The sequence below is a fragment of the Roseicella aerolata genome, from assembly GCF_020523605.1.
Taxonomy (GTDB): Bacteria; Pseudomonadota; Alphaproteobacteria; order Acetobacterales; family Acetobacteraceae; genus Paracraurococcus; species Paracraurococcus aerolatus.
In genome coordinates, this window is the sequence record NZ_JAJAQI010000019.1 from 1 (window position 1) to 24297 (window position 24297).

Below are 24297 nucleotides of genomic sequence, written 5' to 3' on the forward strand. Positions count from 1 at the left end.
CTTCACGGGCGGCAGCAGCGGTGCGATGGCCGCCCAGAGGTCATCAGGTACAAGGGGCTTCGCCATACCCCACACAACGCGCCAAAGCGCGTTTTGTTGGATGATCTAAGCGGGACCAATCTCCCGGACCCACCCGCCAGGCCGGAAGCCGGCCCGGGTCAGCAAGCCGGCAGGAAACACCCATCTCCCACGGCACGCATCGCATCCTTCACCACCAGCAGCGCGCCATGGATCAGGCCGCGTTGCAGCAGCGTCTCGGCCGACCTATCGCCGGCATCGAGTGCCGCCTCGATCACCGCCCGTGGTAAGAGGCCGACCTGGATGGTGACCGGCAACGCACCGAGGTCGCTATCGGGATCCAGCGAGTTCGCCGGTGCGCGGTGCACCGCCGGATGCTCGGCATCCACCGCATTGGCGATCACGGTCGCTGCCGCATCGGCCTGCGCTGCGGTTGCTGCCAGCACCGTCACCGCATCCGCGATGCCGCGCGAGAAGCTGCGGCCCGGCCAGCCCGAAGTGGCGATGCCGCGCACCGGATCCGCGGCGGCAATGCGCACCAACCCCTCTGGCACGGCCCGCACCAGGCTCGGCACCAGCCCGATGCGCAGCACCTGGCCCGGCGCCAGGAAGAGCGCGATGTCCCCGCCATTGTTCACATGCGCCGCCGCCAGCCCGGGGGTGGGGGCGATCGCCTCCAGTACCTCTTCCGCCACCGCACCGGCGACCGCTGCCATGGGCGTGATGGTGTCCCGCCGGAAAGGCCAGACGGCGGCAGCCATCCGCCGCGCGACGGGGCCGCGGACCGGCGGTGGATCGGCCTCCACGGGCTGGCGCAACAGCGGCAACTCCGCAACCAGGGCGGCGAGCAGCCCCTCGAAGGCGCTCGTGGCGCGTGCGCGGGCCTCGGCGATGGCGGCGCGCGTGCCATCCAGGCCGATGACCAGGTCGATCGGTCCTTCCTGCAGGTGCAGCCGCCCATCGGGCAGGAGGGCTATGTGGGCGTCGGCCATGGGTTCTGCAAACACCAGGGCGCCTGCCGCGCCGAATCGCCATAGGTCGCCAGCACGCGTTCCAGCGGCACGGCGTGGTCCACATGCCCACCAAGCCGGGCATAGAGGTCGGCACGCAAGGTGAATTCGATCGGGGCGACCAGAGCCGGCGTCGGCACATGGCCGAAGGCGCCTTCCGGCACGCGCAGCACATCCGCCATGATGGTGATGCCGCCGCCGGGCCAGAGGAAGCAGGGGGCGCCGCCGATGGTCACGCGAACCAGGCTGCGCTGCACCTCCCGCGTCAGCAGCACCGGATTCTCCGTGACGCCGGCGCGCAGGGACCCGCCGGCGCCCGCCATGAAGAGGATGGAGGTGAGCGCCGGCTCGCAATTCTCCCCGATACGCTCGACGGTCCTGATCACCGCCTCGGGCGCCTTCGCCGGGACCGGCCGCAGCGTCTCGTCCAACTCGGCATAGAGGAAATCCTCGCCTGTCGTGCTGGTCAGCAGCAGGCGCAGGCCCGGCCAGGCCAGTTTCGGGTCGATGCTCTCGATGACGCAGAGCGGGTCGGTGATATCGGTCCCGCCCCAGCCCGTGCCAGGATGCGCCACCTGGAAATACCGCCCAGGGGTGGAGCGGCGACCACGCACGCGGATGCCGGTGGGTGGCACGTCCAGGCACTTCCCGGCCTGGTGCTCGGACAGCACGCCGGTGATGTGGTCATCCACCACGATCACCTCGTCCACATGGCCGTGCCATTGCTGGGCGAAGATGCCGATGGCGGCGCTGCCGCAGCCGACCCGCATGCGCTGTTCCGGCACGCCGTTCACGATGGGCGCGCGGCCCGCCTGCAGCACGAGTCTTGCGCCGCCGTCGATCGCCACCTCGACCGGTTGCTTCTCGCAGAGCGCGAGCATGGCGGCGCAGGTGACGTTGCCCTCCTTCTTGCTGCCGCCGGTCAGGTGCCGCACGCCGCCTAGGCTCAGCATCTGGCTGCCGTATTCGGCCGTGGTGACATGGCCGATCTGCTCGCCATCCACGCGCACCGCCGCCGTCTCCGGCCCCAGATGCCGGTCGGTGTCGATCTTCACCTTCAGCCCGCAATAGCTGAAGATGCCTTCGGTCACGACGGTGACCGTGTCCACGCCCTCATGCCTCGAGGCGACGATGAAGGGCGCGGGCTTGTAGTCCGGATAGGTGGTGCCGGCGCCGATGGCGGTGACGAAGGTCTGCGGCGGCGGGGCGATCCCGCCATCCCAGTCCTCGGCCTTCTCCAGGAAGGGCACGGTCTCGCCGCCGGCCTCCACCGTGCGCGTCATCAGCACCAGCGGGTCGGTCCGCACCAACTCGCCGTCCCGGTTGGCGTAGCGGCTGCAGGCGCCGGCGCGGCCCGGGCGGATGCGGCAGAGCACGGGGCAGGCGTCGCAGCGGACAATGCCCTCATGGCCCTCGCGCGCGCCGAAGATCGTCGTGCGGTCACGCGCGCGGGATGATGCTTCCCGGTCGGTGCTCATCGCCCGATCGCGTCCAGCACGCGGTGGGGCAGGGCGGGAATTCGCATGATCGTGGCTCCCGTCGCGTCGCGGATGGCGGAGAAAATCGCCGGCGCCGTCGGCACCAGCGCGGGCTCCCCGATTCCCTTGGCACCGAACGGGCCGAGGGGCTCGCGCTCCTCCACCAGGATACACTCGATCTCCGGCACGTCGCCGACGGTCGGGATCAGGTAGTCGTGCAGGTTCTCCGTCCGGCCCGGCAGGTATTCCTCCATCAGCGCGAGCCCGATCCCCTGGGCGATGCCGCCATGGATCTGCCCTTCGACCAAAGTTGGGTTGATGGCGCGGCCGACGTCATGCGCCGCGACGATGCGGCGGAGGTGCACGGTGCCCAGTTCCATGTCCACCGACAGCGCCGCGACCTGGGCCGCGAAGCCATAGGTGGCATAGGGAATGCCCTGGCCGTTGGCGTCCAGCGGCACGGTCGGCGGATCGAAGCGGCCAATCCCTTCCAGCGGCGCCTCCAGCGCCAGCGGGCGGCCATCCACCAGCAATTCGCTGCCGTCCCATGCCAGCTTCGCTTCCGGTCCGGCATTGGCCCGCAGCAGAACGGCGTCGCGCAGGGCCTTGCCGGCCGCCGCCGCGGCGCGGCCACTCACGAAGGTTTGGCGGGAGGCACTGGTCTTGCCGGCATCGGCCGTCAGGTCCGTATCGCCCAGCACCAGGCGGAAACCGCCGGCCGGCAGCCCCAGCGCATCGGCCGCGATCTGCAGCAGCACCGTGGTGCTGCCCTGGCCGATATCGACCGCGCCATTGTGGAACACCAGCCCGTCCGGCCCAAGGGTGACCCGCATGGTGGAGGGGTTGGACATGCCGGTATTGCCGATGCCGTACCACATGCAGGCGATGCCGACGCCGTGCCGCCGCACGCCGCCGCGGGCATTGGCGGCCGCGGCCTCCGCGCGCAGCGCCTGCCAGCGCGGCCGCAGCGCATCGAGGCAGGCGACCAGCCCCACCGAATGCTCCAGCACCTGCCCCGTTGCCGTGGTGTCGCCGGCCCGCAGCGCGTTCAGGGCGCGGAACTCCAGCCGGTCCAGGCCGACCGAATCGGCCAGGCGGTCCCACAGCGCCTCCTGCGCGATCGCGGCCTGCGGCACGCCGAAGCCGCGAAAAGCGCCGGAGGGCGGGTTGCTGGTGAGGATCGCCCGCGCCCGGCTGGCAACGGCAGGCACGCGATAGGGCCCCATGGCATGCACCGGCACCCGCCCGGCGACGGTCGGGCCCCAGCTTGCATAGGCGCCGGTGTCATAGAGTCCCTCGAAAGCGAAGCCGGTCAGCCGCCCCGTCGCGTCGCAGCCGGCCCGCGCCGTGATCCGCGCCGGGTGGCGCTTGGTGCTGGAGACCATGCTCTCGCTTCGCGGCAATACCGCACGCACCGGCCGGTCCAGCAGCCAGGCGGCGACCGCCAGCATGGGCTGGATGGAGACATCCAGCTTGCCACCGAAGCCGCCGCCGCAGGCCGAGGGGATGATCCGGACGGCAGCCTGCGGGATACCGAGGACGCCGGCGACTTCCTCAAGGTCCATATAGGGGGCCTGGGTGCAGGCGAAGACCTCCACCCGCTGGCCGATGCGCCGGGCCCAGCCTGCCTCCGGCTCGATATAGGCGTGCTCGACGAAGCTGGTCTCGATCCCGATCGCCGCGACATGCACGCTGGCGGAAAGCGCGGCCTCGGCGTCGCCCGAGACGACACGGCCAGTGGTCAGCACATTGTCCGGCCAGCGCGCGTGCAGTGCCTCGCCGCCCGGCGCGCCGTCCAGCGTGACGGGCTCCAGCACCTCCCAGGTAATCGGCAGTTCGTCGAAGCGGATGGCATCAAGGGTCGCGCGGTCGCTTACCAGGGCGCAGAGGCAGTCGCCGCGGTACCGCGCCTCGCGCTCGCAGAAGACGGGCTGGTCCTTGATGTCCGGATAGATGCCGAAGCCGTTCCGTCCCGGGATATCGGCTGCGGTCAGCACACGGATGAGGCCCGGATGCCGGGCCAGCAGCGGCGCCCAGTCCCCGAAGGCGAAGCGCGCGCGCGGATAGGGGCTGCGCACCGCGCGCAGCCAGAGCGAACCGGCGGGCGCCGCATCCGCGCCGAAGCGGTCGGCGCCGGTCACCTTCGCCAGGCCATCCGCCCTCGGCATGCGGCTGCCCACGGCGCAGCCCGCAGCCGGCATGATCGGTGGACGCCCGTCTTCCAGGAAGCCATGCGCCGCCAGCACCGCCTCCAGGATCTTGCGGTAGCCGGTGCAGCGGCAGAGCACGCCGCCCAGCGACGCCATCGCCTCCGCCTCGGTCGGGCGCGGGTTGGCGGCCAGCAACTCGGTCGCGGCCATCAGCATGCCGGGCGTGCAGATGCCGCATTGCGCCGCGCCATGGTGCAGGAAGGCGCGCTGGAGCGCGGCGCCCATCGCCGTCGCCGCCAAGCCTTCCACCGTCGTCACGCTCCGCCCCTCCGCCTGGGCCAGCGGCACCAGACAGGCGCAGACCTGCACGCCATCCAGCAGCACCGTGCAGGCGCCGCAATCGCCGGCGTCGCACCCCACCTTGGTGCCGGTCAGGCCCAGCGCATCGCGCAGCACGCTGGTCAGCCGGGTCTCGCCCGGGGCCGTAACCGCCCGCGCCGTGCCGTTCACCGAGAGTAGGGTTGCCTGCGCCGTCATGCCGCCCTCGCCTCCGCCGGTGCCGAGAGCGCGCGCCGCAGCAGCACCAGGGCTGTATGCCGTCGGTAACCGGCCGTTGCCCGGACATCGTCGATGGGTGAGAGCGGCGCCAGGTGCTCCGGCTGCGGTATGGCAGCCGCGGCCTCCACCGGCAGTCCGGTCAGGGCCGCCTCCAGCGCCGGCAGACGCTGCGCGACCGGTGAGCAGGCGCCGATCGCGACCCGCGCCCGGGCGATGCGCCCGTCCGTCGCCTCGACCACCACGGCCACCATGACGATGGAGATGACCAGATAGGCCCGGGCACCCAGCTTCTCGAACCGCGCCCGGGCGCCGGGCGTCGCCTTCGGCACGATCACCGCCGTGGCGATCTCATCCGGCGCCCGCCCCGTCTGCCGGTTGCCGAGAATGAAGTCGCGCAGCGCCAGGCGCCGCGTGCCGCGCCGGCCCGCCAGTTCCACCTCCGCGTCCAGCGCCAGCAGAGCCGGTACGCCATCCGCGGCGGGGGAGGCGTTGCAGAGATTGCCGACCAGCGTCCCCCGGTTCTGGACCTGCGCCCCGCCCACCTGTGCCGCCGCCTGGCGCAGCGCGTCGAACCAGCAGGGCAGGGCCGCATCCCGCAGCGCGGCCCAGGTCACCAGCGCGCCGATGCGGTGATGGTCCGCCCTCTCCTCGATCCCGGCCAGTTCCGGCAGGGCCGAGAGATCCAGCAGGGGGCGGTCGCTGGGCTGCATCCAGGCCTCGCCCGCGGCGCGCGCCGGGTACACATCGGTGCCGCCCGCCAGCAGGAGGGGCGGCCTGGGCGCTTCGGCGAGCAGCGCCAGCGCCTCCTGCAGGCTGGTGGGGCGGCGGTAGGCGGTCATCCCATCAGCATGCACCGGTCCGGCCGCGAATCCAGACCTCTCTGCGGTGGGCTGCCGCAAAAACAACGGACCGTGCCGGGCTATGCCGCCGCCCGGGGCCTCGATAGGCTTCCGGCTCCCGAAGGAGGGTGCGGCGATGGCGGTGGAGCAGTCTGCGGGACCGGCGAAGGGCAGGACCCTGGTGCGGAACATCGGCCTGCTGCTCTCGGGCGACCTGGCTGCGCCGGTGCTGGAGGCGGATGCGATCCTGATCGAGGGTGGCAGGCTCGCCGGCCTTGGCCGCGGGGCCGAACTCGCCGGCCGCGGCCCCTTCGACGCCGTGATCGACGCGCATGGCTGCGCCGTCTCCCCCGGCCTGGTGGACAGCCATGTCCACCCCGTCTTCGGGGACTGGACCCCGCGGCAGAACCAGATCGGCTGGGTCGAGAGCTTCCTGAACGGCGGGGTGACCACCATGATCTCGGCCGGCGAGGTGCACCTGCCCGGCCGCCCCAGGGACATTACCGGCCTCAAGGCGCTGGCCATCACCGCGCAGCGGGCCTTCTTCAACGCCCGCCCAGCGGGGGTGAAGGTGCTGGCGGGCGCGCCGGTGCTGGAGAAGGGCATGGTCGAGAGCGACTTCGCCGAGCTCGCCGCTGCCGGCGTCACCCTGCTCGGTGAGGTCGGCCTCGGCTCGGTCAAGGCCGGCTACGAGGCGCGGGAGATGGTGGCCTGGGCCCGCAAGCACGGAATCCAGAGCACCATCCATACCGGCGGCCCCTCCATTCCCGGCAGCGGCCTCATTGACAAGGACACGGTGCTGGAGGCGGACGCCGACATCATCGGCCATATCAATGGCGGGCATACCGCGTTGCCGGAGGGGCATGTCTGCGAGCTCTGCGAGCGGAGCACGCGGGCGATCGAGATCGTCCATAACGGCAATGAGAGGGTGGCCATCGCCGCCGTGCAGGCGGCGCGCGATCTCGGCCAGCTCCACCGCGTCATCCTTGGCACCGACAGCCCGGCAGGGTCGGGCGTGCAGCCGCTCGGCATCCTGCGGATGATCGCGCTGCTGTCCTCGCTCGGCGGCATCCCGGCGGCGCAGGCCATCGCGCTTGCCACGGGCAACACCGCCCGTATCCGCAATCTGGATGCCGGGATCATCGAGCCGGGCCGCGCCGCCGACCTGGTCTTCCTCGACCGGGCGCAGCACACGGCGGGGCGGGACCTGCTGCACAGCATCGAGCTGGGCGACATTCCCGGTATCGGCGCGGTGATGATCGATGGCGCCCTGCGCTGCGGCCGCAGCCGCAATACCCCGCCGGCGGAGCGGGTGCCCGAGCTGCTCGGCCACTGAATGCGGCAGAGCCCGTGGGCCGCGCGGGCCTGCGCACCTCCGCGGCATGACACGCATGGCGGGCCAGGTGGGCCGGCCGGCGCGACCCGATGGCCGGGCGCCGCGATGCCCGGCCAGACTTGCCGCCCGGCACGGCTGGCGAGGGCCGGCCGGGCGCGGCAAGCTCGTGCATCGGAAAGGAGCCACCCATGCCCGCCGTCATCCGCAAGCTGGTCACCATCCTGGACGAGACGCGGCGCGAGATGCGCCGGGACCTCTCCCCGCCGATTCGCCGCGCCGTTGCCTGCGCGGTCATAGAGAACCCCTTCGCTGGCCGGTTCGAGGCGGATCTCTCCGAACTCATCGGGCAGGGAGAGGAACTCGGTGCCCTGTTGGCGGAGCGCGCCATCGCCGCCCTCGGCATTCCGGGCGAGCGGGTGGAGAGCTTCGGCAAGGCTGCGGTGGTGGGCGAGGCGGGAGAGCTGGAGCATGCCGCGGCGCTGCTGCACCCGAAGATGGGCGCGCCGGTGCGCGCCGCACTCGGGAAGGGGCCGGCGCTGATCCCCTCGGCCAAGAAGGCGGGCGGGCTGGGCACCGCCATCGACGTGCCGCTCGGGCACAAGGATGCCGCCTTCGTGCGCAGCCATTTCGACGCGATCGAGGCGCGGGTGCCGGACGCGCCGCGAGCGCATGAAATCCTGCTCTGCCTGGCATTGACCGATGGCGGGCGGCCGCTGCCCCGCATCGGCGGCCTCGGCAAGGACCAGATCGAAGGACGCGACGGCCTCCGCTAGGGGGCCTGGTGCGAACGGCCATGGCCGGTGCGCAACGCAACACGTCCGGCGGGGGTGCGACGGTGAGGCGTTCAGCCCCGGACGCAGGCCGCCGCCGGCCCCGCCCCGCGACCGGATGCGGGGAGCGTGACCCGCGGGACTGCCGGTCTGGGACGGACCGGCTGGTCTGCGCCACGGTCTGACGGGCGCGCGAGAGGCGGGGAGGGCCCTCGCCGGGTGGTTCCTCGCAGGGTTTCGCACGCCTGTCCCGGGCTGCTCGCCATGCCGAATCCGGGCCCCTCCCTTGCATTGCGAGCGAGGGACAGCCATACCTTGCCGCAACGACGGACGGTATTCCGCGCCTCTGCCGCACCAGGACGGTGCCGGGATTGCGGGATGCGTCAGAAACCGCTCACGCGCATTCCGGTCTTGGGACTGATCGGGCTTTCAGGCCCGGGATGCAGGGGGCTGCCGCAATTGGGAGAACGATCCGGGTGTCCGACATCCTCCTGGAAACGAACGGGCTGACCAAGGAATTCATGGGCTTCGTCGCGGTTGGCGACGTGTCCCTGAAGATCCGTCGCGGCAGCATCCATGGTCTGATCGGCCCGAATGGCGCCGGCAAGACCACATGCTTCAATCTTCTTACGAAGTTCCTGCCGCCGACGCGCGGCACCATCACCTATGATGGGCGTGACATCACCGGCATGAAGCCGGCCGAGGTGGCGCGGCTGGGCCTGGTCCGCAGCTTCCAGATCTCGGCAGTCTTCCCGCATCTGACGGTGCTGGAGAATGTTCGCATGGCGCTGCAGCGGCAGCGGGGCGGCAGCTTCGATTTCTGGCGCTCTGATTCGATACTGAGGCGCTATGATGACCGGGCGCGCGCGCTGCTCGCCGATGTCGGCCTGACCGGTTACGAGCGCCTGCCGGCCGGCGAACTGCCCTATGGCCGCAAGCGGGCGCTGGAGATCGCCACGACCCTGGCGATGGAGCCGCAGATGATGCTGCTTGATGAGCCGACGGCCGGCATGGCCCATGAGGATGTGGACCGAATCGTGGCGCTGGTAAAGCGCGTGGCGGTCGGCCGCACCGTGCTGCTGGTGGAGCACAACCTCAAGGTGGTCGCTGGTCTCTGCGACACCATTACCGTGTTGACCCGGGGTCGTGTGCTCGCAGAAGGCGACTACCAGAGCGTCGCGAGGAACCCCGAAGTCATTGCCGCCTATCTCGGCACCGAAGCTCACACCGTTACCGAGGGAGTGCCGGTCTGATGTCCGCGACCCTGGAAGCGACCCGTTCCGCCGTCGCCAGCGGCCAGGCCATGCTCGAGGTGAAGAACCTCGAGGCCTGGTATGGCGAGAGCCACGTCCTGCACGGCGTCGGCATCGATATCCGCCCGGGCGAGGTGGTAACGCTGCTTGGCCGCAATGGCGCCGGCAAGACCACCACGCTGCGCGCCATCATGGGCCTGGTCGGCAAGCGCACCGGCAGCATCATGTTCAATGGGCGCGAGATGATCAACGAGCGCTCGGACATCATCGCCCGGGCCGGCATCGGCTACTGCCCGGAGGAGCGCGGCATCTTCGCGACCCTGACGGTGACCGAGAACCTGATGCTGCCGCCGGTGGTGAAGCCGGGCGGCCTCGACCTCGACACCATCTACACGTTGTTCCCGAATTTGAAGGAGCGCGCGAACAGCCCGGGCACCAAGCTCTCGGGGGGTGAGCAGCAGATGCTGGCGATTGCCCGCATCCTGCGCACCGGCGCGAACCTGCTGCTGCTAGACGAGCCCTCGGAAGGGCTCGCCCCGGTCATCGTGCAGCAGATCGGCCGGACGATCCGCGAACTGAAGCAGCGCGGCTTCACCGTGCTGCTGGTCGAGCAGAATTTCCGCTTCGCGCAGACGGTCGCCGACCGGCACTACGTCATGGAGCATGGCCGGGTGGTGGACATGGTCGCCAATGCCGACCTCGCCGCCTCCATGGACCGGCTGCATGAATACCTGGGCGTCTGACAAGGGCGACCGGGAGACCGCACCGAATGCCGCCAGAAGAAGCGGCTTCAGATGGGAGGAGAGCAGGAGACATGACGAGCACCATTGACCGGAGATCAGTCCTGAAAGCCGCGGCGGCGCTGCCTGCCGCGGGCGGGCTGCCTTGGCGGAGCGCCAGGGCGCAGGCGGCAAACACCATCAGGATCGCGCTGCTCTGCGACTTTTCCGGCACCTATCGCGACGTGACGGGGCCGACGGAACTCGCCTGCATCCGCCAGGCCGTGGCGGAGTTCAGCAGCCGCGGCTTCAATATCGAGGTCGTCTTCGGCGACAACCAGAACAAGCCGGATGTCGGCTCCAACCTCACCCGCGGCTGGATCGACCGCGACGGGGTGGATTGCATCGTGGATGGTGGCGCGTCCTCCGTGGCGCTGGCCGTCAACGACGTGGTGCGCGAGAAGAACAAGGTCTTCCTGAATACCTCCTCGGCCACCTCGGATCTCACCGGCAGCAAGTGCTCGCCGAACACGGTGCACTGGACCTACGACACCTGGATGCTGGCGCGCTCGACCGGCGGCGCCACGGTGAAGGCAGGCGGGGACAGCTGGTACTTCATCACCGCGGACTACGCCTTCGGCCACGCGCTGGAACGCGACACGGCGGGCTTTGTCCGCGCGCAGGGCGGCAAGATCCTCGGCCAGGTGCGCACGCCCTTCCCGGGCACCACCGATTTTTCCTCCTTCCTGGTCCAGGCGGCGGCAGCGCGGCCGAAGGTGATCGGCCTGGCCAATGCCGGATCGGACACCATCAACTGCATCAAGCAGGCGGCCGAGTTCGGGGTCGGCCGGCGCGGCATCAAGCTCGCCTCGCTGCTGATGTTCCTGCCGGACGTGCATGCCATCGGTCTGCAGACGGCGCAGGGGCTGATCTGCACCGAGACATTCTATTGGGACCTGAACGACCGTACCCGCGCCTTCACCCGGCGGGTGCGGCCGAATATCAGCGTGCCGCTCTGCATGAATCACGCCGGCGGCTATGCCGCGGTGCTGCACTACCTGAAGGCCGTGGCCGATATGGGGGTGGCCCAGGCCAAGGCCAGCGGCGTCGAGGCGGTGAACCGCATGAAGGCGATGCCCTGCGACGACGACTGCTTCGGCCAGGGCACCATCCGCCCGGACGGCCGCAAGCTGCACCCCGCCTATCTCTTCGAGGTGAAGAGCCCGGCCGAGAGCCGCGGGGAGTGGGACTACTACAAGCTGCTGCAGACCACCCCGGGGGAGGAGGCCTTCCGGCCACTCAACGAGGGCGGCTGCAGCTTCGTGCGAAGCTAGCCAACCGGAGATGCCGGACATGACCCTTGACCGCCGCACCCTGATCACCGGGACCGCCGCCACCGCGGCCCTCGGTGGCCTGCCATTGCGCCCGGCGCGCGCCCAGGCCGCCACGATCAAGATCGGCGTGCTCAACGATCAGTCCGGCGTCTACCGCGACATCTCGGGTCCCACCTCCGTCGCCTGCGTGCGGCAGGCGGTGCAGGATTTCGGCAGCCGCGGCTTCAATGTGGAAGTGGTTGCCGGAGACCACCAGAACAAGCCCGATGTCGGTTCCAACATTGCCCGGCAATGGCTGGACCGGGATGGCGTGGATGTCATCGTCGATGTGCCGAACAGCGCGGTGGCGCTGGCGGTGAACGGCGTGGTGCGGGAGAGGAACAAGGTCTATCTGAACAGCACCGCGGCAACCGCCGACCTCACGGGCCCGCAGTGCAGCCCGAACACGGTGCACTGGACCTACGACACCTGGATGCTGGCGCGCAGCACCGGCGGCGCCATGGTGAAGGCGGGCGGCGACACCTGGTACTTCATCACCGCCGACTATGCCTTCGGCCATGCGCTGGAGCGGGACACCGCGAATTTCGTCAGGGCACAGAACGGCCGCGTGGTCGGCGCCGTGCGGCATCCGCTGAGCAACACCGACTACTCCTCCTTCCTGGTGCAGGCCCAGGCCTCCCGCGCCAAGGTGATCGGCCTGGCGAATGCGGGTGCGGATACCATCAACACGGTGAAGCAGGCGGCCGAGTTCGGCCTGACGCGGCGCGGCACCAAGATCGCCGTGCTGCTGATGTTCATCAACGACGTGCACGGCCTCGGCCTGCAGGCGGCGCAGGGGCTGGTCTGCACCGAGACCTTCTACTGGGATCTCAACGACCGCACCCGCGCCTTCACCAACAAGGTCAGGCCGCACCTGGCGGGCAACATGCCGGCGATGTCGCATGCCGGCTGCTATTCCGCAGTGCTGCACTACCTGAAGGCCGCGGCCGATATGGGCGTGGCGCAGGCCAAGGCCTCCGGCACCGAGGCCGTCGCGCGCATGAAGGCCATGCCGACGGATGACGACTGCTTCGGCGCCGGCTCCATCCGCGCGGATGGGCGGAAGATCCATCCCTCCTACCTCTTTGAGGTGAAGAGCCCGGCCGAGAGCAAGGGCGCCTGGGACTACTACAAGCTGCTGCAGACCACGCCGGCGGAGGAGGCCTTCCGGCCGCTGGCCGAGGGCGGCTGCCCGCTGGTCCGCAGCTGATGCGGCTTGGGGGTGGCCGACAAACGGCCGCCCCCGATCGAACGGACCGGGAATACCCGGCCGGACAACAGGGATGACGGAGACGACGAAGATGGCATTGGGACGCAGGACGCTGCTTGCCACGGGGGCCGCCGCCGGCGCGGTGACGGCCCTGCCGAGGTTGTCGCGCGCGCAGGCGGCGAACACCATCCGCATCGGCGTGATGAACGACATGTCGGGGACCTACCGGGACAATACCGGCCCTGGCTCCGTCGCCTGCGCGCAGCAGGCCATCGCCGAGTTCGGCCAGCGTGGCTTCAATGTCGAGCTCATCTTCGCCGACCACCAGAACAAGCCGGATGTCGGGGTGAACTTGGCGCGGCAGTGGTACGATCAGGGGATCGACCTGATCCTCGACATCCCGACCAGCTCGGTCGGCCTCGCCGTCAACAACGTGGCGAAGGAGAAGAACAAGGTCGCCATCAATGTCGGCTCAGCGACCAGCGACCTGACCGGCGCGCAATGCAACCCGTCCGGCATCCATTGGGCCTACGACACCTACATGCTGGCGAAGTCGACCGGCGGTGCGACGGTGAAGGCGGGCGGCGATACCTGGTTCTTCATCACCGCCGACTACGCCTTCGGCCATGCGCTGGAGCGGGACACGGCCAATTTCGTCCGCGCCGCCGGCGGCCGCGTCCTCGGCCAGGTGCGCACACCCTTCCCGGCGACGAGCGATTTTTCCTCCTTCCTCGTGCAGGCGCAGGCGACGCGGCCGAAGGTGATCGGCCTGGCGAATGCCGGTTCCGATACCATCAACTGCGTCAAGCAGGCAGCGGAGTTCGGCCTGACGCGGCGCGGCATCAAGCTCGCCTCGCTGCTGCTCTTCATCACCGATGTGCACAGCATCGGGCTGCAGACCGGGCAGGGGCTGGTCTGCTCGGAGACCTTCTACTGGGATCTCAATGACCGCACCCGGGCCTTCACGCGCCGGGTGCTGCCGAAGATGCCGAACCTCTACCCCAACATGATCCATGCCGGCTGCTACTCGGCCGTGCTGCACTATCTGAAGACGGTGGCCGATATGGGCGTCACCGCCGCCAAGGGCCCGGGCGCCGAGGTGGTGAACCGCATGAAGGCCATGCCGACGGATGACGACTGCTTCGGCGCCGGCTCCATCCGCGTGGATGGGCGGAAGATCCATCCCTCCTATCTCTTCGAGGTGAAGAAGCCGGAGGAGAGCAAGGGCCCCTGGGACTACTACAAGCTGCTGCAGACCACGGCGACAGAGGAAGCCTTCCGGCCGCTGGCCGAGGGCAACTGCCCGCTGGTCCGCAGTTGACCTGATGATTTTCGCGGCGCGGGAAATGTCTCGCGCCGCGTGTGGCGAGGAGAAGTCTGAATGTCGCTTACCCGTCGCGGCCTCATTGCCGCGTCCGTCGGTACCACCATGATGCCGGCCCTGCCGCGGCTCTCCCGCGCGCAGGCCGCCAATACGATCCGGATCGGCGTGCTCAATGACCAGTCCGGCGCTTACCGCGACATCAGCGGGCCCTATGGCGTCGAGTGCACCCGGCAGGCGGTGGCGGAGTTCGGCAACAAGGGCTTCAATATCGAGGTCATCACCGCCGACCACCAGAACAAGCCCGATGTCGGCGTGAACATCGCCCGGCAGTGGTACGATCAGGGCGTCGACATGATCCTCGACGTGCCGACCAGTTCGGTCGGCCTGGCGGTGAACAACGTCGCGCGCGAGAAGAACAAGGCCTACATCAATACCGGCTCGGCCACCTCCGACCTCACCGGCGCACAGTGCAGCCCGAACACGGTGCACTGGATGTACGACACCTACATGCTGGCGAAGTCGACCGGCGGCGCCATGGTGAAGGCGGGCGGGGATAGCTGGTTCTTCATCACCGCCGACTACGCCTTCGGCCATGCGCTTGAGCGGGACACGACGACCTTCGTCCGCGCCGCAGGCGGCCGCGTGGCGGGCAGCGTGAAGTATCCCTTCCCCGCGACCTCCGATTTCTCCTCCTTCCTCGTGCAGGCGCAGGCGTCCCGTGCGAAGGTCATCGGACTGGCCAATGCCGGCGCCGACACCATCAACAGCATCAAGCAGGCAGCCGAGTTCGGCGTCACCCGCCGCGGCGTGAAGCTGGCGGCGCTGCTGATGTTCCTGCCGGACGTCCATGCCCTCGGCCTGCAGACCGCGCAGGGCCTGGTCCTGACCGAAAGCTTCTACTGGGACCTGAACGACCGCACCCGCGCGGTGTCCGAGCGGCTGCGCCCGAGGCTGAAGGATGTCCGGCCGAACATGGCCTCGATCGCCAATTACTCGGCGACGCTGCACTACCTGAAGGCGATCGCCGATATGGGGGTTGCCGCATCCAAGACTTCGGGCGTCGAGGTCATCAACCGCATGAAGGCGATCCCCTGCGACGACGACGCCTTTGGCGCGGGCCGCATCCGTGAGGATGGCCGCAAGCTCTGCCCTTCCTACCTCTTCGAGGTGAAGAGCCCGGCCGAGAGCAAGGGCGCCTGGGACTACTACAAGCTGCTGCAGACCACCCCGGCCGAGGAAGCCTTCCGCCCGATGAATGAGGGCGGTTGCAGCCTCGTCAGGTCATAGGCCATCCATAAGGGAGGAACGGACATGTCGATCCAACGACGCGATCTGCTGGCCGCCGGCGCTGTCACCGCGCTCGGCGGGCTGCCCCGGGCCCGTGCCCAGGGCACGCAGACCATTCGCATCGGTGTGATCACGGACATGTCCGGTCCTTACCGGGATACCACCGGGCCGGGCAGCGTCGTGCTCACCCAGCAGGCGGTGCAGGACTTCCTGGGCGGCGGGCGCGGCTTTCAGGTGGAGGTGCTGCAGGCCGACCACCAGAATAAACCGGATGTCGGGGCCAATATCGCGCGGCAGTGGTTCGACCAGGGCGTCGATGCGGTGGTCGACCTGCCGACCTCCTCCGTCGCGCTCGCGGTCAACCAGATCGCGCGGGAGAAGAACAAGGTCCATCTGAACTCCGGTGCCGCGACTTCGGACCTAACCGGCGCGCAGTGCAGCCCGAACACGGTGCACTGGACCTACGACACCTACATGCTGGCGAAGTCGACCGGTGCCGCCATCGTCAAGACCGGTGGCGATAGTTGGTTCTTCATCACCGCCGATTATGCCTTTGGCCATGCGCTGGAACGCGACACGGGCAATTTCGTCCGCGCCCAGGGCGGGCGCGTGCTGGGCAATGCCCGCTATCCCTTTCCGGCGACCACGGATTTCTCCGCCTTCCTGCTGCAGGCCCAGGCCAGCCGCGCCAAGGTGCTCGGCCTCGCCAATGCCTCGACCGATACGGTGAATTGCATCAAGGGCGCGCGCGAGTTCGGCCTGCATCGCTCTATGAAGCTCGCGGCCCTGCTGATGGGCGTGGTGGATGTGAAGTCGCTCGGGCTCGAATCCGGGCAGGGCTTGCTGCTGACCGAGAGTTTCTACTGGGACCTCAACGACCGCACCCGGGCGCTGACCCAGCGCGTGCGGCCGAAGAACCAGGACCGTCCGCCGGCGATGGTGCCGGCCGGGTGCTACGGCGCCACGCTGCACTACCTGAAGTCCGTGGCCGATATGGGCGTCGCCGCGGCCAAGGCCAGCGGGGTCGAGGCGGTGAACCGCATGAAGGCCATGCCCTGCGACGACGATGCCTTCGGCCAGGGGACTATCCGCGCCGATGGCCGCAAGATCCATCCGGGCTACCTGTTCGAGGTGAAGACCCCGGGCGAGTCCCGCAATCCATGGGACCTCTACAAGGTTGTCGCCACCACCCCGGGCGAGGAAGCCTTCCGGCCGCTCGCCGAAGGTGGCTGCCCGCTGGTCCGCAGTTGAGCCGTGCCGCATGGCTGCGCCGCTGCGCCTGGATCCTTTCCCTGCGGCCGCCCATCCGGGCGGCCGTTCCCGCCTTAGCAACTGAGGACCGAGACGACCCGCATGGACGAAATATTCGGCATCCCCGCGCCGCTGCTCTTCGGGCAGCTGCTGCTCGGCCTGATCAACGGCGCCTTCTATGCGATGCTCTCGCTTGGCCTCGCGGTGATCTTCGGCCTGCTCAACATCGTCAACATGGCGCATGGCGCCCAGTTCATGATGGGCGCCTTCGCCGCCTGGATGCTGCTCGCCTGGGGCGGCATCGGCTACTGGTGGGCACTGCTTCTCTCGCCGCTCATCGTGGGCACGATCGGCGTCATCCTGGAGAAGCTGTTCATCAGTAAGCTCTACAAGCTGGACCACCTCTACGGCCTGCTGCTGACCTTCGGCCTCGCCCTGATCATCGAGGGCGTCTTCCGTAATGAGTTCGGCTCTTCCGGCCTGCCCTACCGCATTCCGGCCGAGCTTTCGGGCGCCTGGGATTTCGGCTTCATGTTCATGCCGGTCTATCGTGGCTGGGTGGTGGTGGCGGCGCTGGTGCTCTGTTTGACCACCTGGTTGCTGATCGAGAAGACCCGGCTTGGCGCCTATCTCCGCGCCGCGACCGAGAATGCCGCGCTGGTGCAGGCCTTCGGCGTCAACGTGCCGCGCATGGTCACGCTGACCTATGGCGCGGGCGTGGCGCTGGCCGCCATCGGCGGCGTGCTGGCTGCGCCGATCTACTCGGTGAACCCGCAGATGGGCTCGAACCTCATCATCGTCGTCTTCGCAGTGGTGGTCATCGGCGGCATGGGCTCGATCCTGGGCTCCATCCTCACCGGCTTCACCCTCGGCATCGTGGAGGGCCTGACCAAGGTCTTCTGGCCGGAAGCCTCCGCCACCGTCATCTTCGTCATCATGGCAATCGTGCTGCTCGCACGTCCTGCCGGCCTCTTCGGGAGGAAATGAGCATGGCCGCCGACACCACCTCCATCACCGCCAGCGCGCTGCCGGATCCTGCGCAGGAAGCCGGCGGCGCCTGGGGCTTCACCCGGGCGCAGCTCGGGGCGCTGGGTGTGCTCATCGTGTTCCTCGCGGTGGCGCCCTTCATGCTCTACCCCGTCTTTCTGATGAAGCTGCTCTGCTTCGCCCTGTTCGCCTGCGCCTTCAACCTGCTGATCGGCTATGTCGGGCTTCTGAGCTTCGGCCATGCCGCATATTTCGGCATGGGCGGCTATCTGGCAGGACATGCGGCGAAGGTCTGGGGGCTGACGCCGGAACTGGCGATCATCGTCGGGGCCGTGACGGCCGGCCTGCTGGGCACCATCGCGGGCTGGATCGCCATCCGGCGGCAGGGCATCTACTTCGCCATGATCACCCTGGCACTGGCGCAGATGGTCTACTTCTTCTGCGTGCAGGCGCCCTTCACCGGCGGCGAGGACGGTATCCAGGCCATCCCGCGCGGCAGTCTCTTCGGCGTGATTCCGCTCGACCAGGACATGACCATGTACTGGCTGGTGGCGGGGATCTTCCTGGGGGCCTTCCTGCTGATCCACCGGATCATCCACTCCCCCTACGGCCAGGTCCTGAAGTCGATCCGCGAAAACGAGCCGCGCGCCACCTCGCTCGGCTACCGGACCGATGACTACAAGCTGCTGGCCTTCATTCTCTCCGCCACGATCGCGGGCACGGCCGGCGCGACCAAATCCATCGTCTTCGGCATCGCCACGCTCACCGATGTGCATTGGTCCATGTCCGGCGAAGTGGTGCTGATGACGCTGGTCGGCGGCCTAGGCACGGTCTTCGGGCCGGTGATCGGCGCCGCGGTCATCGTGACCATGCAGAACTACCTGGCGGAGATGGGCGCCTGGGTGACGGTGATCCAGGGTGTGATCTTCGTCACCTGCGTGCTCGCCTTCCGGCGCGGCCTGGTCGGCGAAATCGCGGCCATGCTGAAGGTGAAGCTCTGATCCATGGCGGCAGGGAGGGCGAGGCCCTCCCTGCCGCGATCGGTGGAAGCATCATGAGAGGGCGGCGCACAGCCTGGATGTCGGGATGTGGCCGCCACCATGGCCCGGCGGGCCATGCGACCCGCCGGGCCGGTCAGCCCCGTGTCTTGTCCAGCCAGTCGAGCAGTAGCGCCGTCGCCCGCTCGGGCTGTTCCTGCTGCACCCAGTGCCCTGCGCCCTCCACCAGATGCACGTCGGTCATCTTCGTGCAGGCCAGTTCCCGCATGCGACGCAGCGCGCCAGGCACCTGCTCGATGCCCCAATCGCTGGCACCGGCGATGAAGACCGAAGGCACATCGATGGTGCGGCCGGCAAAGACCTGCGCCTCCGCCTCGAACCGTCCGCTGGTACGGCAGCGGTACCATTGCAGCCCGCCCTGGAAGCCAGTGCGGTCATACTCGCCGGCATAGACCGCGAGGTCGCGGTCCGGTAGCCAGCGGCAGGCGGTGATCGCCTCCGCGCTCGGCATTTCCGGCGCCACCGTCTCCGCCATGCCCTTATCCAGGTCCATGATGTAGTAGGTCGGCATCTGCGCCAGCGCTTCCGCCGTCCAGCCGGCCAGCCGGACGGGCTTGTTGGCGGGCCAGTCGGCGCTCTTCATATGGTAGTAGGCACGCAGGAAGGCATGCACGCCCTGCGGGCAGCGCCACATGTTCTCGTTCGCGCCGCGCTCCGAATAGTGCCATTGATAATGCTTGCGCGGCCGCGGCAGGGCGGCGAGCGCGGCATGGATGTCGGGCGCCGGCGGGCGGTCCGGATCCTCCTCGGGCAGGGCAGGCGGGCCGGCGAAGGGCGCGCTCATCAGCGCCACGCGGCGGAACACGTCCGGCCGGATCAGCGCGCACCAGGCGGCGACGGGGGAGCCGAAATCATGCCCGATCACCGCCTCCACATGCCCGTAGCCGAGGGACGCCACCAGGCCGAGCTGGTCGCGCACCAGGTTCAGCATGCGGAAGGGCGCCAGGTCGCCATCATAGTCGGCGCTCCATCCCGTGGTGCGGCCATAGCCGCGCTGGTCGGGCGCCACCACATGGTAGCCGGCCCCGGCCAGGGCCGGCATGACCTTCCGCCAGGACCAGGCGAGTTCGGGGAAGCCGTGCAGCAGCAGCAGGCAGGGCCGGCCCGGTTCCCCGGCCTCCAGCACATGCATCGACAGGCCGTTGATGCCGGGGATGATCCGTGCGCGGATCCCGGCCGGCAGGATGGCCGCGTCATAGGGCGGCAGCGTGGACATGGTTTCCTCCGTGCTTGGTCTTGCGGCGGAGCTTAGCAGGCCATCGTTGCCCGTGCCCCCTGCCGCCTAGCCTCCGCTGCGGTCCCAGAGATTGGGAATCACGTCATTCGTGTAGCCCGAGATGAAGCCGCGCGCCTCGCCGGTCTCGGGGTCGAAGACATGCCGCCGCAGCGCACCGATATTCGCCCCGTAGCAGTGGATGCTGATACTCGGCGCATCCGGCACGGCATTCTCCACCACATGCACGTCATAGGTGGCGGCGCTGACCTTCGCCACTTCGCCCGGCCGAAGGCGGTCGCGCCGGCCTGGCCGCGGCGGCGTGCCCGGCGGGCCAAGCACATATTCGGTCGAGAGCTCCTCGCCCCGCAATTGCCCGACTAGGCCCCAGACCAGGTGGTCATGGATGGGTGTCCGCTGCCCCGGGCCCCAGACGAAGCTGACCACCGAGAAGCGCTCGGCCGGGTCGCAGTGCAGCAGGTATTGCCGGTAGCCCGGGCCCGCGGCAGCGAAGGCCGGCGGCAGCCAGTCATCCCGCGCGACCAGATCCTCGAGCAGGGCCGCGCCCTCCGAGAGGAACGCCGCCTCCCCCGCGCCGGCATCCGCCAGCCTCGTCATGCCCTGCACGAAATCGCGCAGCCGGGCGATGCCTGCCATGCTTGTCCTCCCACTCCGTCCCGCGAACCATGGCATGCCCGGGCCGTTGCGTGCTTGCGGAGGCGCAAATGACCGAAGGACCCGAACTCCTCTTTTTCGCCGATGACGGGACCATCCCGAACAATCCGCGCCTGCCGGTGCTGCTGTTCCGGGGCGCGGTTCCGGCGGGGGACCCGACAGCGGCCGAGGCGCTCTTCGCCGCGCATGGCTGGCCGCCGGCTTGGCGGGACGGGATCTACCCCTATCACCATTACCACCCGGATGCGCATGAGGCGCTGGCCATCGCCCAGGGCAAGGTAAGGGTGATGCTGGGTGGGGAAGGGGGGCAGGCGGTCGAGCTTGCCGCCGGCGATGTGGTGGTGCTGCCCGCCGGGACCGGCCACCGCAACCTGGAGTCCAGCCCAGACCTGCTGGTGGTCGGTGCCTATCCGACGGGGCAGTCGCCCACCGAGTATCGCGGCCGGCCCGGCGAGCATGCGCAGGCCGTGCCGCAGATCACCCAGGTGCCGGATCCGGAGCGCGAGCCGGTGCGCGGGCGGGCCTGGCCGCTCTGACATCGCGGGCATCTGTCTGAATCTCCGCCCCCCCGGATGGCGTCACGGAGCCTGTCCGCCATGCCGTGCGGGCTGCGCCCTACGCTTCGGACGGGCACCGGGGCGGAGTCGGCAGCAGGGGCTCAGCCTGGCGACGTCGTCGCCCGGTCAGGCGCGCCTTCGAGAACTGTGCCCTCACGCCCTCACCGGGGCTGGACCTGGCATGGACCTCCTGGAGGCGATCGGGCCAGGCGCGGATGTCCCGACGGGCTGCAGCTCGCAAAGATCGCGGACGGGCGTGAACGCCGGGGAGCGTGGATCTGCCCAACGATCAATGACCGACCGCGGAGTGGCGTGCAGTTCCGAACGCAATCCGCCACGGTCGTCGCCATACCCTGGCGGAGGCCCGAGACCTCTGCCCGGCGCGGTGCAGGTCCCTGCCGGCTGGCCTGACCGCGACACCGATGATGACGAAAACGGTGAGCGACCGAAGGCGGCCGGAACCGCCCTGGTCCACTTCGGAGCGGCCTGACCTCGAGCTTGCCCTGAGGCAGCCGGGACCGCCGCTCGGGGCGACTGCCCCGGTGTGAGCCACCGGCCAGGAACTCCGCCGCCATGGCGTCCCCTTCCGCTTCGGGATAGAGCCGATGGCACCCCTGGCCTGAGGGCCCCCTGGACGGCAGGGCCAGGGGATACGGGGAATGCCGGGCAGGCCCGGCGCAGCACGGCCGCCAGGGGGACCGAGGGTCGAAGGGGATAGTTTCATGGAGCGTTTCTTCGCGCTGCAGGAGCGCGGGACGACCATCAGGACGGAGGTGGTGGCCGGCGCCACCACCTTCCTGACGATGGTCTATATCGTCATCGTCAACCCGGCGATCATGGCGCAGGCAGGCATCGACCAGGGCGCCGCCTTCGTCGCGACCTGCCTTGCCGCCGCGATCGGCTCCGCGCTGATGGGGGTGCTGGCGAATTTCCCGATCGCCCTGGCACCCGGCATGGGCCTCAACGCCTACTTCGCCTTCGCCGTCGTGCTGGGCATGGGCATCTCCTGGCAGGTGGCGCTTGGCGCCGTCTTCCTCTCCGGCCTGCTCTTCCTCGCCGTCTCCCTGCTGCGGGTGCGGGAATGGCTGATCAACGGCATCCCGTTCAGCCTCAAGCTCGGCATCGCCGCCGGCATCGGCTTCTTCCTCGGTCTCATTGGCCTCAAGAACATGGGCCTCGTCGTGGACCATCCGGCGACGCTGGTCGGCCTCGGCAGGCTCGGCGAGACCTCGGTGCTGCTCGGCTGCCTCGGCTTCGTCATCATCGCCGGGCTCGCGGCGCGGCGGGTGCCGGGCGCCATCGTCATCGGCATCCTGGCGACCGCCGCGCTCGGGATCCCCTTCGGCCTGACGAAGCTCGGCGGCCTGGTCAGCCTGCCGCCCTCCATCGCGCCGACCTTCCTGCAACTCGACATCGCCGGCGCGCTGCAACTCGGCGTGTTCGGAATCATCTTCACCTTCTTCCTGGTGGACCTGCTGGACAATACCGGAACGCTGATCGCCACCACCCACCGGGCCGGGCTGATGCGGCCGGACGGCACCGTGCCCAATCTCGGCCGCGCCCTCCAGGCCGATAGCGGCGGCGCCATCATCGGCGCTACGCTCGGCACCTCCACCACCGTCAGCTATATCGAGAGTGCGGCGGGCATCCAGGCCGGCGGGCGCACGGGGCTCACGGCGGTGACGGCGGCGGTGCTCTTCCTCGCCGTGCTGTTCCTCGCCCCGCTCGCCACCTCCATCCCCGGCTTCGCCACCGCGCCGGCGCTGGTCTTCGTCGCCTGCCTGATGGCGCAGGCACTACGCGACCTGGCCTGGGACGACGCCACGGAATATGTCCCGGCGGTCATCACCGCGCTGGCCACGCCCTTCACCTTCTCCATCGCAACGGGCATCGGCCTTGGTTTCGTCACCTATGCGCTGCTGAAGACGGCGGCCGGCAGGGCAGGCGAGGTGAGCGGCGCGGTCTGGATCATCGCCGCGCTCTGCGTGGTGAAATTCGCGCTGAGCTGAGCGCCTTGCAGGGCGCGTAGGCGGGTGCCGCAGGCCGGGCCCGCCAGCCGCGCCGCCCAACCGCCTCCCGGCCGCCAGCCCGGCCTGGGCCGCGGCAATCAGCGCCGCGGTCATCCCGAAGCTGAGCATTGCCCAACCCTTGGCACGGCCCTCGCTCCGCTTGTCGCCCCCGGTGCCGCCGGCCAGGATGGCGCCGGTGCCGCTCCCACCCTTGCGGGAGCGCGCGGAGGGGTGGAAGCGCATGGCTACCGCACAGCCGATCTGCCTGACCTTCGACAATGGGCCGGAGCCGGAGGTGACGCCCGGCGTCCTCACCATCCTGGCACGCCGCCGCATCCCGGCGATGTTCTTCGTCGTGGGGGAGAAGCTGCGCGACCCGGCGCGCCGGGCCCTCGCTGCGCGGGCACGAGCCGAGGGCTTCCCGATCGGCAACCACACCCTGACCCACGGCACGCCGCTCGGCCGCCGGGGCGGGGCGGAGGCGGTGGCGGAGATCAAGGCCTGCGACGCGCTGCTCGGGGACCTGCGGGAACCCGACCGGCTGTTCCGCCCGAATGGCGGCGGCGGCGCGCTCGGGCCGCATCTGCTGAACGCCTCCGCCGCGCGCCACCTGCAGGCGGGCGGTCATACCGTCGTGCTGTGGAATGCCATCCCGCGCGACTTCGATGATCCGGAGGGCTGGCCGGAGCGCGCGCTGGCGCAGCATGCGGCGGCGACCGGGCCCGTCCTGATGGTGCTGCACGACCTGCCGAACGGCGCCATGCGGCATCTCGACCGCGTGCTCGGCAGGCTGCAGGACCGGGGCGCCGAATTCCTGGCCGAGCCGCCGGCCAGTTGCGTGCCGATCCGTCGCGGCATCCCCGCGCCCGGTCTTGCCGCCTGTATCTCACAGGATCCCATGCCCTGACGCGCCGGGCCGTGTATCCCGCGCAGGGATCCGGCCCTATCGGCGGTTCCCTCTCAGCCGCCGGTCGCGCGACGGGTCCTTCACCCGGCCCTTGCCGGTCGGCTCGGAATCCTCCCGCCGCGTGGTGGTCCCCAGCGAGATGCCGCGGTCACGATTCTCCTTCAGCCTGCCGTCATGCGCCGGGTCCTTCACCCGCCCCTGGCCATTGTCCTGATGACGGCGGTCCTCGGGCTCGGTCATGCCGGCACCTCTTCTCCGGGCGCGCTCGCCGTAACAACCCCTGCGCCCGGAGTCCGTTCCGCGGCCGCACGGGTA

General features: G+C 69.6%; 21 protein-coding genes. 14 read left to right on the forward strand and 7 right to left on the reverse strand.

All coding sequences use genetic code 11. The features are described from left to right. Positions 1–158: 158 nt before the first annotated feature. From LHA35_RS13650 to LHA35_RS13665, 4 genes are read right to left on the reverse strand one after another with little or no spacing between them, the layout of a single operon-like run. Positions 159–1010, reverse strand: a complete 852-nt coding sequence (locus tag LHA35_RS13650; RefSeq protein ID WP_226608828.1) for a UPF0280 family protein — start codon at positions 1008–1010, stop codon at positions 159–161. Continuing rightward, positions 992–2506: a 6-hydroxynicotinate reductase gene (locus LHA35_RS13655; protein WP_226608829.1), complete on the reverse strand. Its 1515-nt coding sequence runs from the start codon at positions 2504–2506 to the stop codon at positions 992–994. Before LHA35_RS13655 ends, LHA35_RS13650 begins: the two co-directional genes overlap by 19 nt. Beyond that, positions 2503–5193 carry a molybdopterin-dependent oxidoreductase gene (locus tag LHA35_RS13660; protein ID WP_226608830.1) on the reverse strand — a complete coding sequence of 897 codons (2691 nt, stop codon included), beginning with the start codon at positions 5191–5193 and terminating at the stop codon, positions 2503–2505. The genes LHA35_RS13655 and LHA35_RS13660 overlap by 4 nt, the downstream gene beginning before the upstream one ends. Beyond that, positions 5190–6053, reverse strand: coding sequence for an FAD binding domain-containing protein (locus LHA35_RS13665; RefSeq protein WP_226608831.1), 864 nt, complete (start codon positions 6051–6053; stop codon positions 5190–5192). The genes LHA35_RS13660 and LHA35_RS13665 overlap by 4 nt, the downstream gene beginning before the upstream one ends. A 136-nt stretch (positions 6054–6189) precedes the next feature. Between LHA35_RS13665 and LHA35_RS13670 the strand changes: the two genes are divergently transcribed. The 11 genes from LHA35_RS13670 to LHA35_RS13720 all read left to right on the forward strand — a co-directional run bounded on the left by LHA35_RS13670 (position 6190) and on the right by LHA35_RS13720 (position 18564). After that, a complete protein-coding gene (locus LHA35_RS13670) occupies positions 6190–7389 on the forward strand; it encodes an amidohydrolase family protein (protein ID WP_226608832.1) in 1200 nt (399 codons plus the stop codon). 188 nt (positions 7390–7577) lie between these two features. Then, positions 7578–8162: an amino acid synthesis family protein gene (locus LHA35_RS13675; RefSeq protein ID WP_226608833.1), complete on the forward strand. Its 585-nt coding sequence runs from the start codon at positions 7578–7580 to the stop codon at positions 8160–8162. Positions 8163–8635: 473 nt separating this feature from the next. Next, complete coding sequence (locus LHA35_RS13680; RefSeq protein WP_226608834.1) at positions 8636–9412, forward strand: ABC transporter ATP-binding protein; 777 nt, start codon at positions 8636–8638, stop codon at positions 9410–9412. 50 nt (positions 9413–9462) lie between these two features. Continuing rightward, positions 9463–10155, forward strand: coding sequence for an ABC transporter ATP-binding protein (locus LHA35_RS13685; protein ID WP_226608911.1), 693 nt, complete (start codon positions 9463–9465; stop codon positions 10153–10155). Between the two features lie 71 nt (positions 10156–10226). Further along, positions 10227–11465 (forward strand): ABC transporter substrate-binding protein, encoded by a 1239-nt coding sequence (locus LHA35_RS13690; protein WP_226608835.1) that lies wholly within the window; start codon positions 10227–10229, stop codon positions 11463–11465. Positions 11466–11484: 19 nt separating this feature from the next. Beyond that, complete coding sequence (locus LHA35_RS13695) at positions 11485–12714, forward strand: ABC transporter substrate-binding protein (RefSeq protein WP_226608836.1); 1230 nt, start codon at positions 11485–11487, stop codon at positions 12712–12714. Positions 12715–12805: 91 nt separating this feature from the next. Beyond that, complete coding sequence (locus LHA35_RS13700; RefSeq protein ID WP_226608837.1) at positions 12806–14035, forward strand: ABC transporter substrate-binding protein; 1230 nt, start codon at positions 12806–12808, stop codon at positions 14033–14035. A 60-nt stretch (positions 14036–14095) separates the two neighbouring features. Further along, positions 14096–15325 carry an ABC transporter substrate-binding protein gene (locus LHA35_RS13705; protein WP_226608838.1) on the forward strand — a complete coding sequence of 410 codons (1230 nt, stop codon included), beginning with the start codon at positions 14096–14098 and terminating at the stop codon, positions 15323–15325. A gap of 24 nt (positions 15326–15349) precedes the next feature. Next, complete coding sequence (locus tag LHA35_RS13710; RefSeq protein WP_226608839.1) at positions 15350–16576, forward strand: ABC transporter substrate-binding protein; 1227 nt, start codon at positions 15350–15352, stop codon at positions 16574–16576. Between the two features lie 102 nt (positions 16577–16678). Beyond that, a complete protein-coding gene (locus LHA35_RS13715) occupies positions 16679–17563 on the forward strand; it encodes a branched-chain amino acid ABC transporter permease (protein ID WP_226608840.1) in 885 nt (294 codons plus the stop codon). A gap of 2 nt (positions 17564–17565) precedes the next feature. Then, entirely contained in the window at positions 17566–18564 is a 999-nt protein-coding gene (locus LHA35_RS13720; RefSeq protein ID WP_226608841.1) for a branched-chain amino acid ABC transporter permease, read from the forward strand. Positions 18565–18697: 133 nt separating this feature from the next. On the opposite strand, the gene LHA35_RS13725 is transcribed toward LHA35_RS13720, so the two are convergent. Further along, a complete protein-coding gene (locus LHA35_RS13725) occupies positions 18698–19837 on the reverse strand; it encodes an alpha/beta fold hydrolase (RefSeq protein ID WP_274707790.1) in 1140 nt (379 codons plus the stop codon). Between the two features lie 66 nt (positions 19838–19903). Continuing rightward, positions 19904–20491, reverse strand: coding sequence for a cysteine dioxygenase family protein (locus LHA35_RS13730; RefSeq protein WP_226608842.1), 588 nt, complete (start codon positions 20489–20491; stop codon positions 19904–19906). A 68-nt stretch (positions 20492–20559) separates the two neighbouring features. On the opposite strand from LHA35_RS13730, the gene LHA35_RS13735 reads away from it, so the two are divergent. The 3 genes from LHA35_RS13735 to LHA35_RS13745 all read left to right on the forward strand — a co-directional run bounded on the left by LHA35_RS13735 (position 20560) and on the right by LHA35_RS13745 (position 23982). After that, the gene (locus tag LHA35_RS13735) at positions 20560–21045 is read left to right on the forward strand and encodes a cupin domain-containing protein (RefSeq protein WP_226608843.1); all 486 of its coding nucleotides are present in this window, start codon (positions 20560–20562) and stop codon (positions 21043–21045) included. Between the two features lie 743 nt (positions 21046–21788). Then, positions 21789–23075, forward strand: a complete 1287-nt coding sequence (locus LHA35_RS13740; RefSeq protein ID WP_226608844.1) for an NCS2 family permease — start codon at positions 21789–21791, stop codon at positions 23073–23075. A 241-nt stretch (positions 23076–23316) separates the two neighbouring features. Then, positions 23317–23982 (forward strand): polysaccharide deacetylase family protein, encoded by a 666-nt coding sequence (locus LHA35_RS13745; protein WP_226608845.1) that lies wholly within the window; start codon positions 23317–23319, stop codon positions 23980–23982. Between the two features lie 36 nt (positions 23983–24018). Here LHA35_RS13745 and LHA35_RS13750 read toward each other — a convergent pair whose 3' ends face one another. Continuing rightward, positions 24019–24222, reverse strand: a complete 204-nt coding sequence (locus LHA35_RS13750; RefSeq protein ID WP_226608846.1) for a hypothetical protein — start codon at positions 24220–24222, stop codon at positions 24019–24021. Between the last annotated feature and the right edge of the window lie 75 nt (positions 24223–24297).

What these genes read in the sequence shown, in the direction of transcription:
- LHA35_RS13650 (WP_226608828.1), bottom strand. Translation starts at nt 1,010, where the DNA reads ATGGCCGACGCCCACATAGCCCTCCTGCCCGATGGGCGGCTGCACCTG.
- LHA35_RS13655 (WP_226608829.1), bottom strand. Translation starts at nt 2,506, where the DNA reads ATGAGCACCGACCGGGAAGCATCATCCCGCGCGCGTGACCGCACGACG.
- LHA35_RS13660 (WP_226608830.1), bottom strand. Translation starts at nt 5,193, where the DNA reads ATGACGGCGCAGGCAACCCTACTCTCGGTGAACGGCACGGCGCGGGCG.
- LHA35_RS13665 (WP_226608831.1), bottom strand. Translation starts at nt 6,053, where the DNA reads ATGACCGCCTACCGCCGCCCCACCAGCCTGCAGGAGGCGCTGGCGCTG.
- LHA35_RS13670 (WP_226608832.1), top strand. Translation starts at nt 6,190, where the DNA reads ATGGCGGTGGAGCAGTCTGCGGGACCGGCGAAGGGCAGGACCCTGGTG.
- LHA35_RS13675 (WP_226608833.1), top strand. Translation starts at nt 7,578, where the DNA reads ATGCCCGCCGTCATCCGCAAGCTGGTCACCATCCTGGACGAGACGCGG.
- LHA35_RS13685 (WP_226608911.1), top strand. Translation starts at nt 9,463, where the DNA reads ATGCTCGAGGTGAAGAACCTCGAGGCCTGGTATGGCGAGAGCCACGTC.
- LHA35_RS13690 (WP_226608835.1), top strand. Translation starts at nt 10,227, where the DNA reads ATGACGAGCACCATTGACCGGAGATCAGTCCTGAAAGCCGCGGCGGCG.
- LHA35_RS13695 (WP_226608836.1), top strand. Translation starts at nt 11,485, where the DNA reads ATGACCCTTGACCGCCGCACCCTGATCACCGGGACCGCCGCCACCGCG.
- LHA35_RS13700 (WP_226608837.1), top strand. Translation starts at nt 12,806, where the DNA reads ATGGCATTGGGACGCAGGACGCTGCTTGCCACGGGGGCCGCCGCCGGC.
- LHA35_RS13705 (WP_226608838.1), top strand. Translation starts at nt 14,096, where the DNA reads ATGTCGCTTACCCGTCGCGGCCTCATTGCCGCGTCCGTCGGTACCACC.
- LHA35_RS13710 (WP_226608839.1), top strand. Translation starts at nt 15,350, where the DNA reads ATGTCGATCCAACGACGCGATCTGCTGGCCGCCGGCGCTGTCACCGCG.
- LHA35_RS13715 (WP_226608840.1), top strand. Translation starts at nt 16,679, where the DNA reads ATGGACGAAATATTCGGCATCCCCGCGCCGCTGCTCTTCGGGCAGCTG.
- LHA35_RS13720 (WP_226608841.1), top strand. Translation starts at nt 17,566, where the DNA reads ATGGCCGCCGACACCACCTCCATCACCGCCAGCGCGCTGCCGGATCCT.
- LHA35_RS13725 (WP_274707790.1), bottom strand. Translation starts at nt 19,837, where the DNA reads ATGTCCACGCTGCCGCCCTATGACGCGGCCATCCTGCCGGCCGGGATC.
- LHA35_RS13730 (WP_226608842.1), bottom strand. Translation starts at nt 20,491, where the DNA reads ATGGCAGGCATCGCCCGGCTGCGCGATTTCGTGCAGGGCATGACGAGG.
- LHA35_RS13735 (WP_226608843.1), top strand. Translation starts at nt 20,560, where the DNA reads ATGACCGAAGGACCCGAACTCCTCTTTTTCGCCGATGACGGGACCATC.
- LHA35_RS13740 (WP_226608844.1), top strand. Translation starts at nt 21,789, where the DNA reads ATGGAGCGTTTCTTCGCGCTGCAGGAGCGCGGGACGACCATCAGGACG.
- LHA35_RS13745 (WP_226608845.1), top strand. Translation starts at nt 23,317, where the DNA reads ATGGCTACCGCACAGCCGATCTGCCTGACCTTCGACAATGGGCCGGAG.
- LHA35_RS13750 (WP_226608846.1), bottom strand. Translation starts at nt 24,222, where the DNA reads ATGACCGAGCCCGAGGACCGCCGTCATCAGGACAATGGCCAGGGGCGG.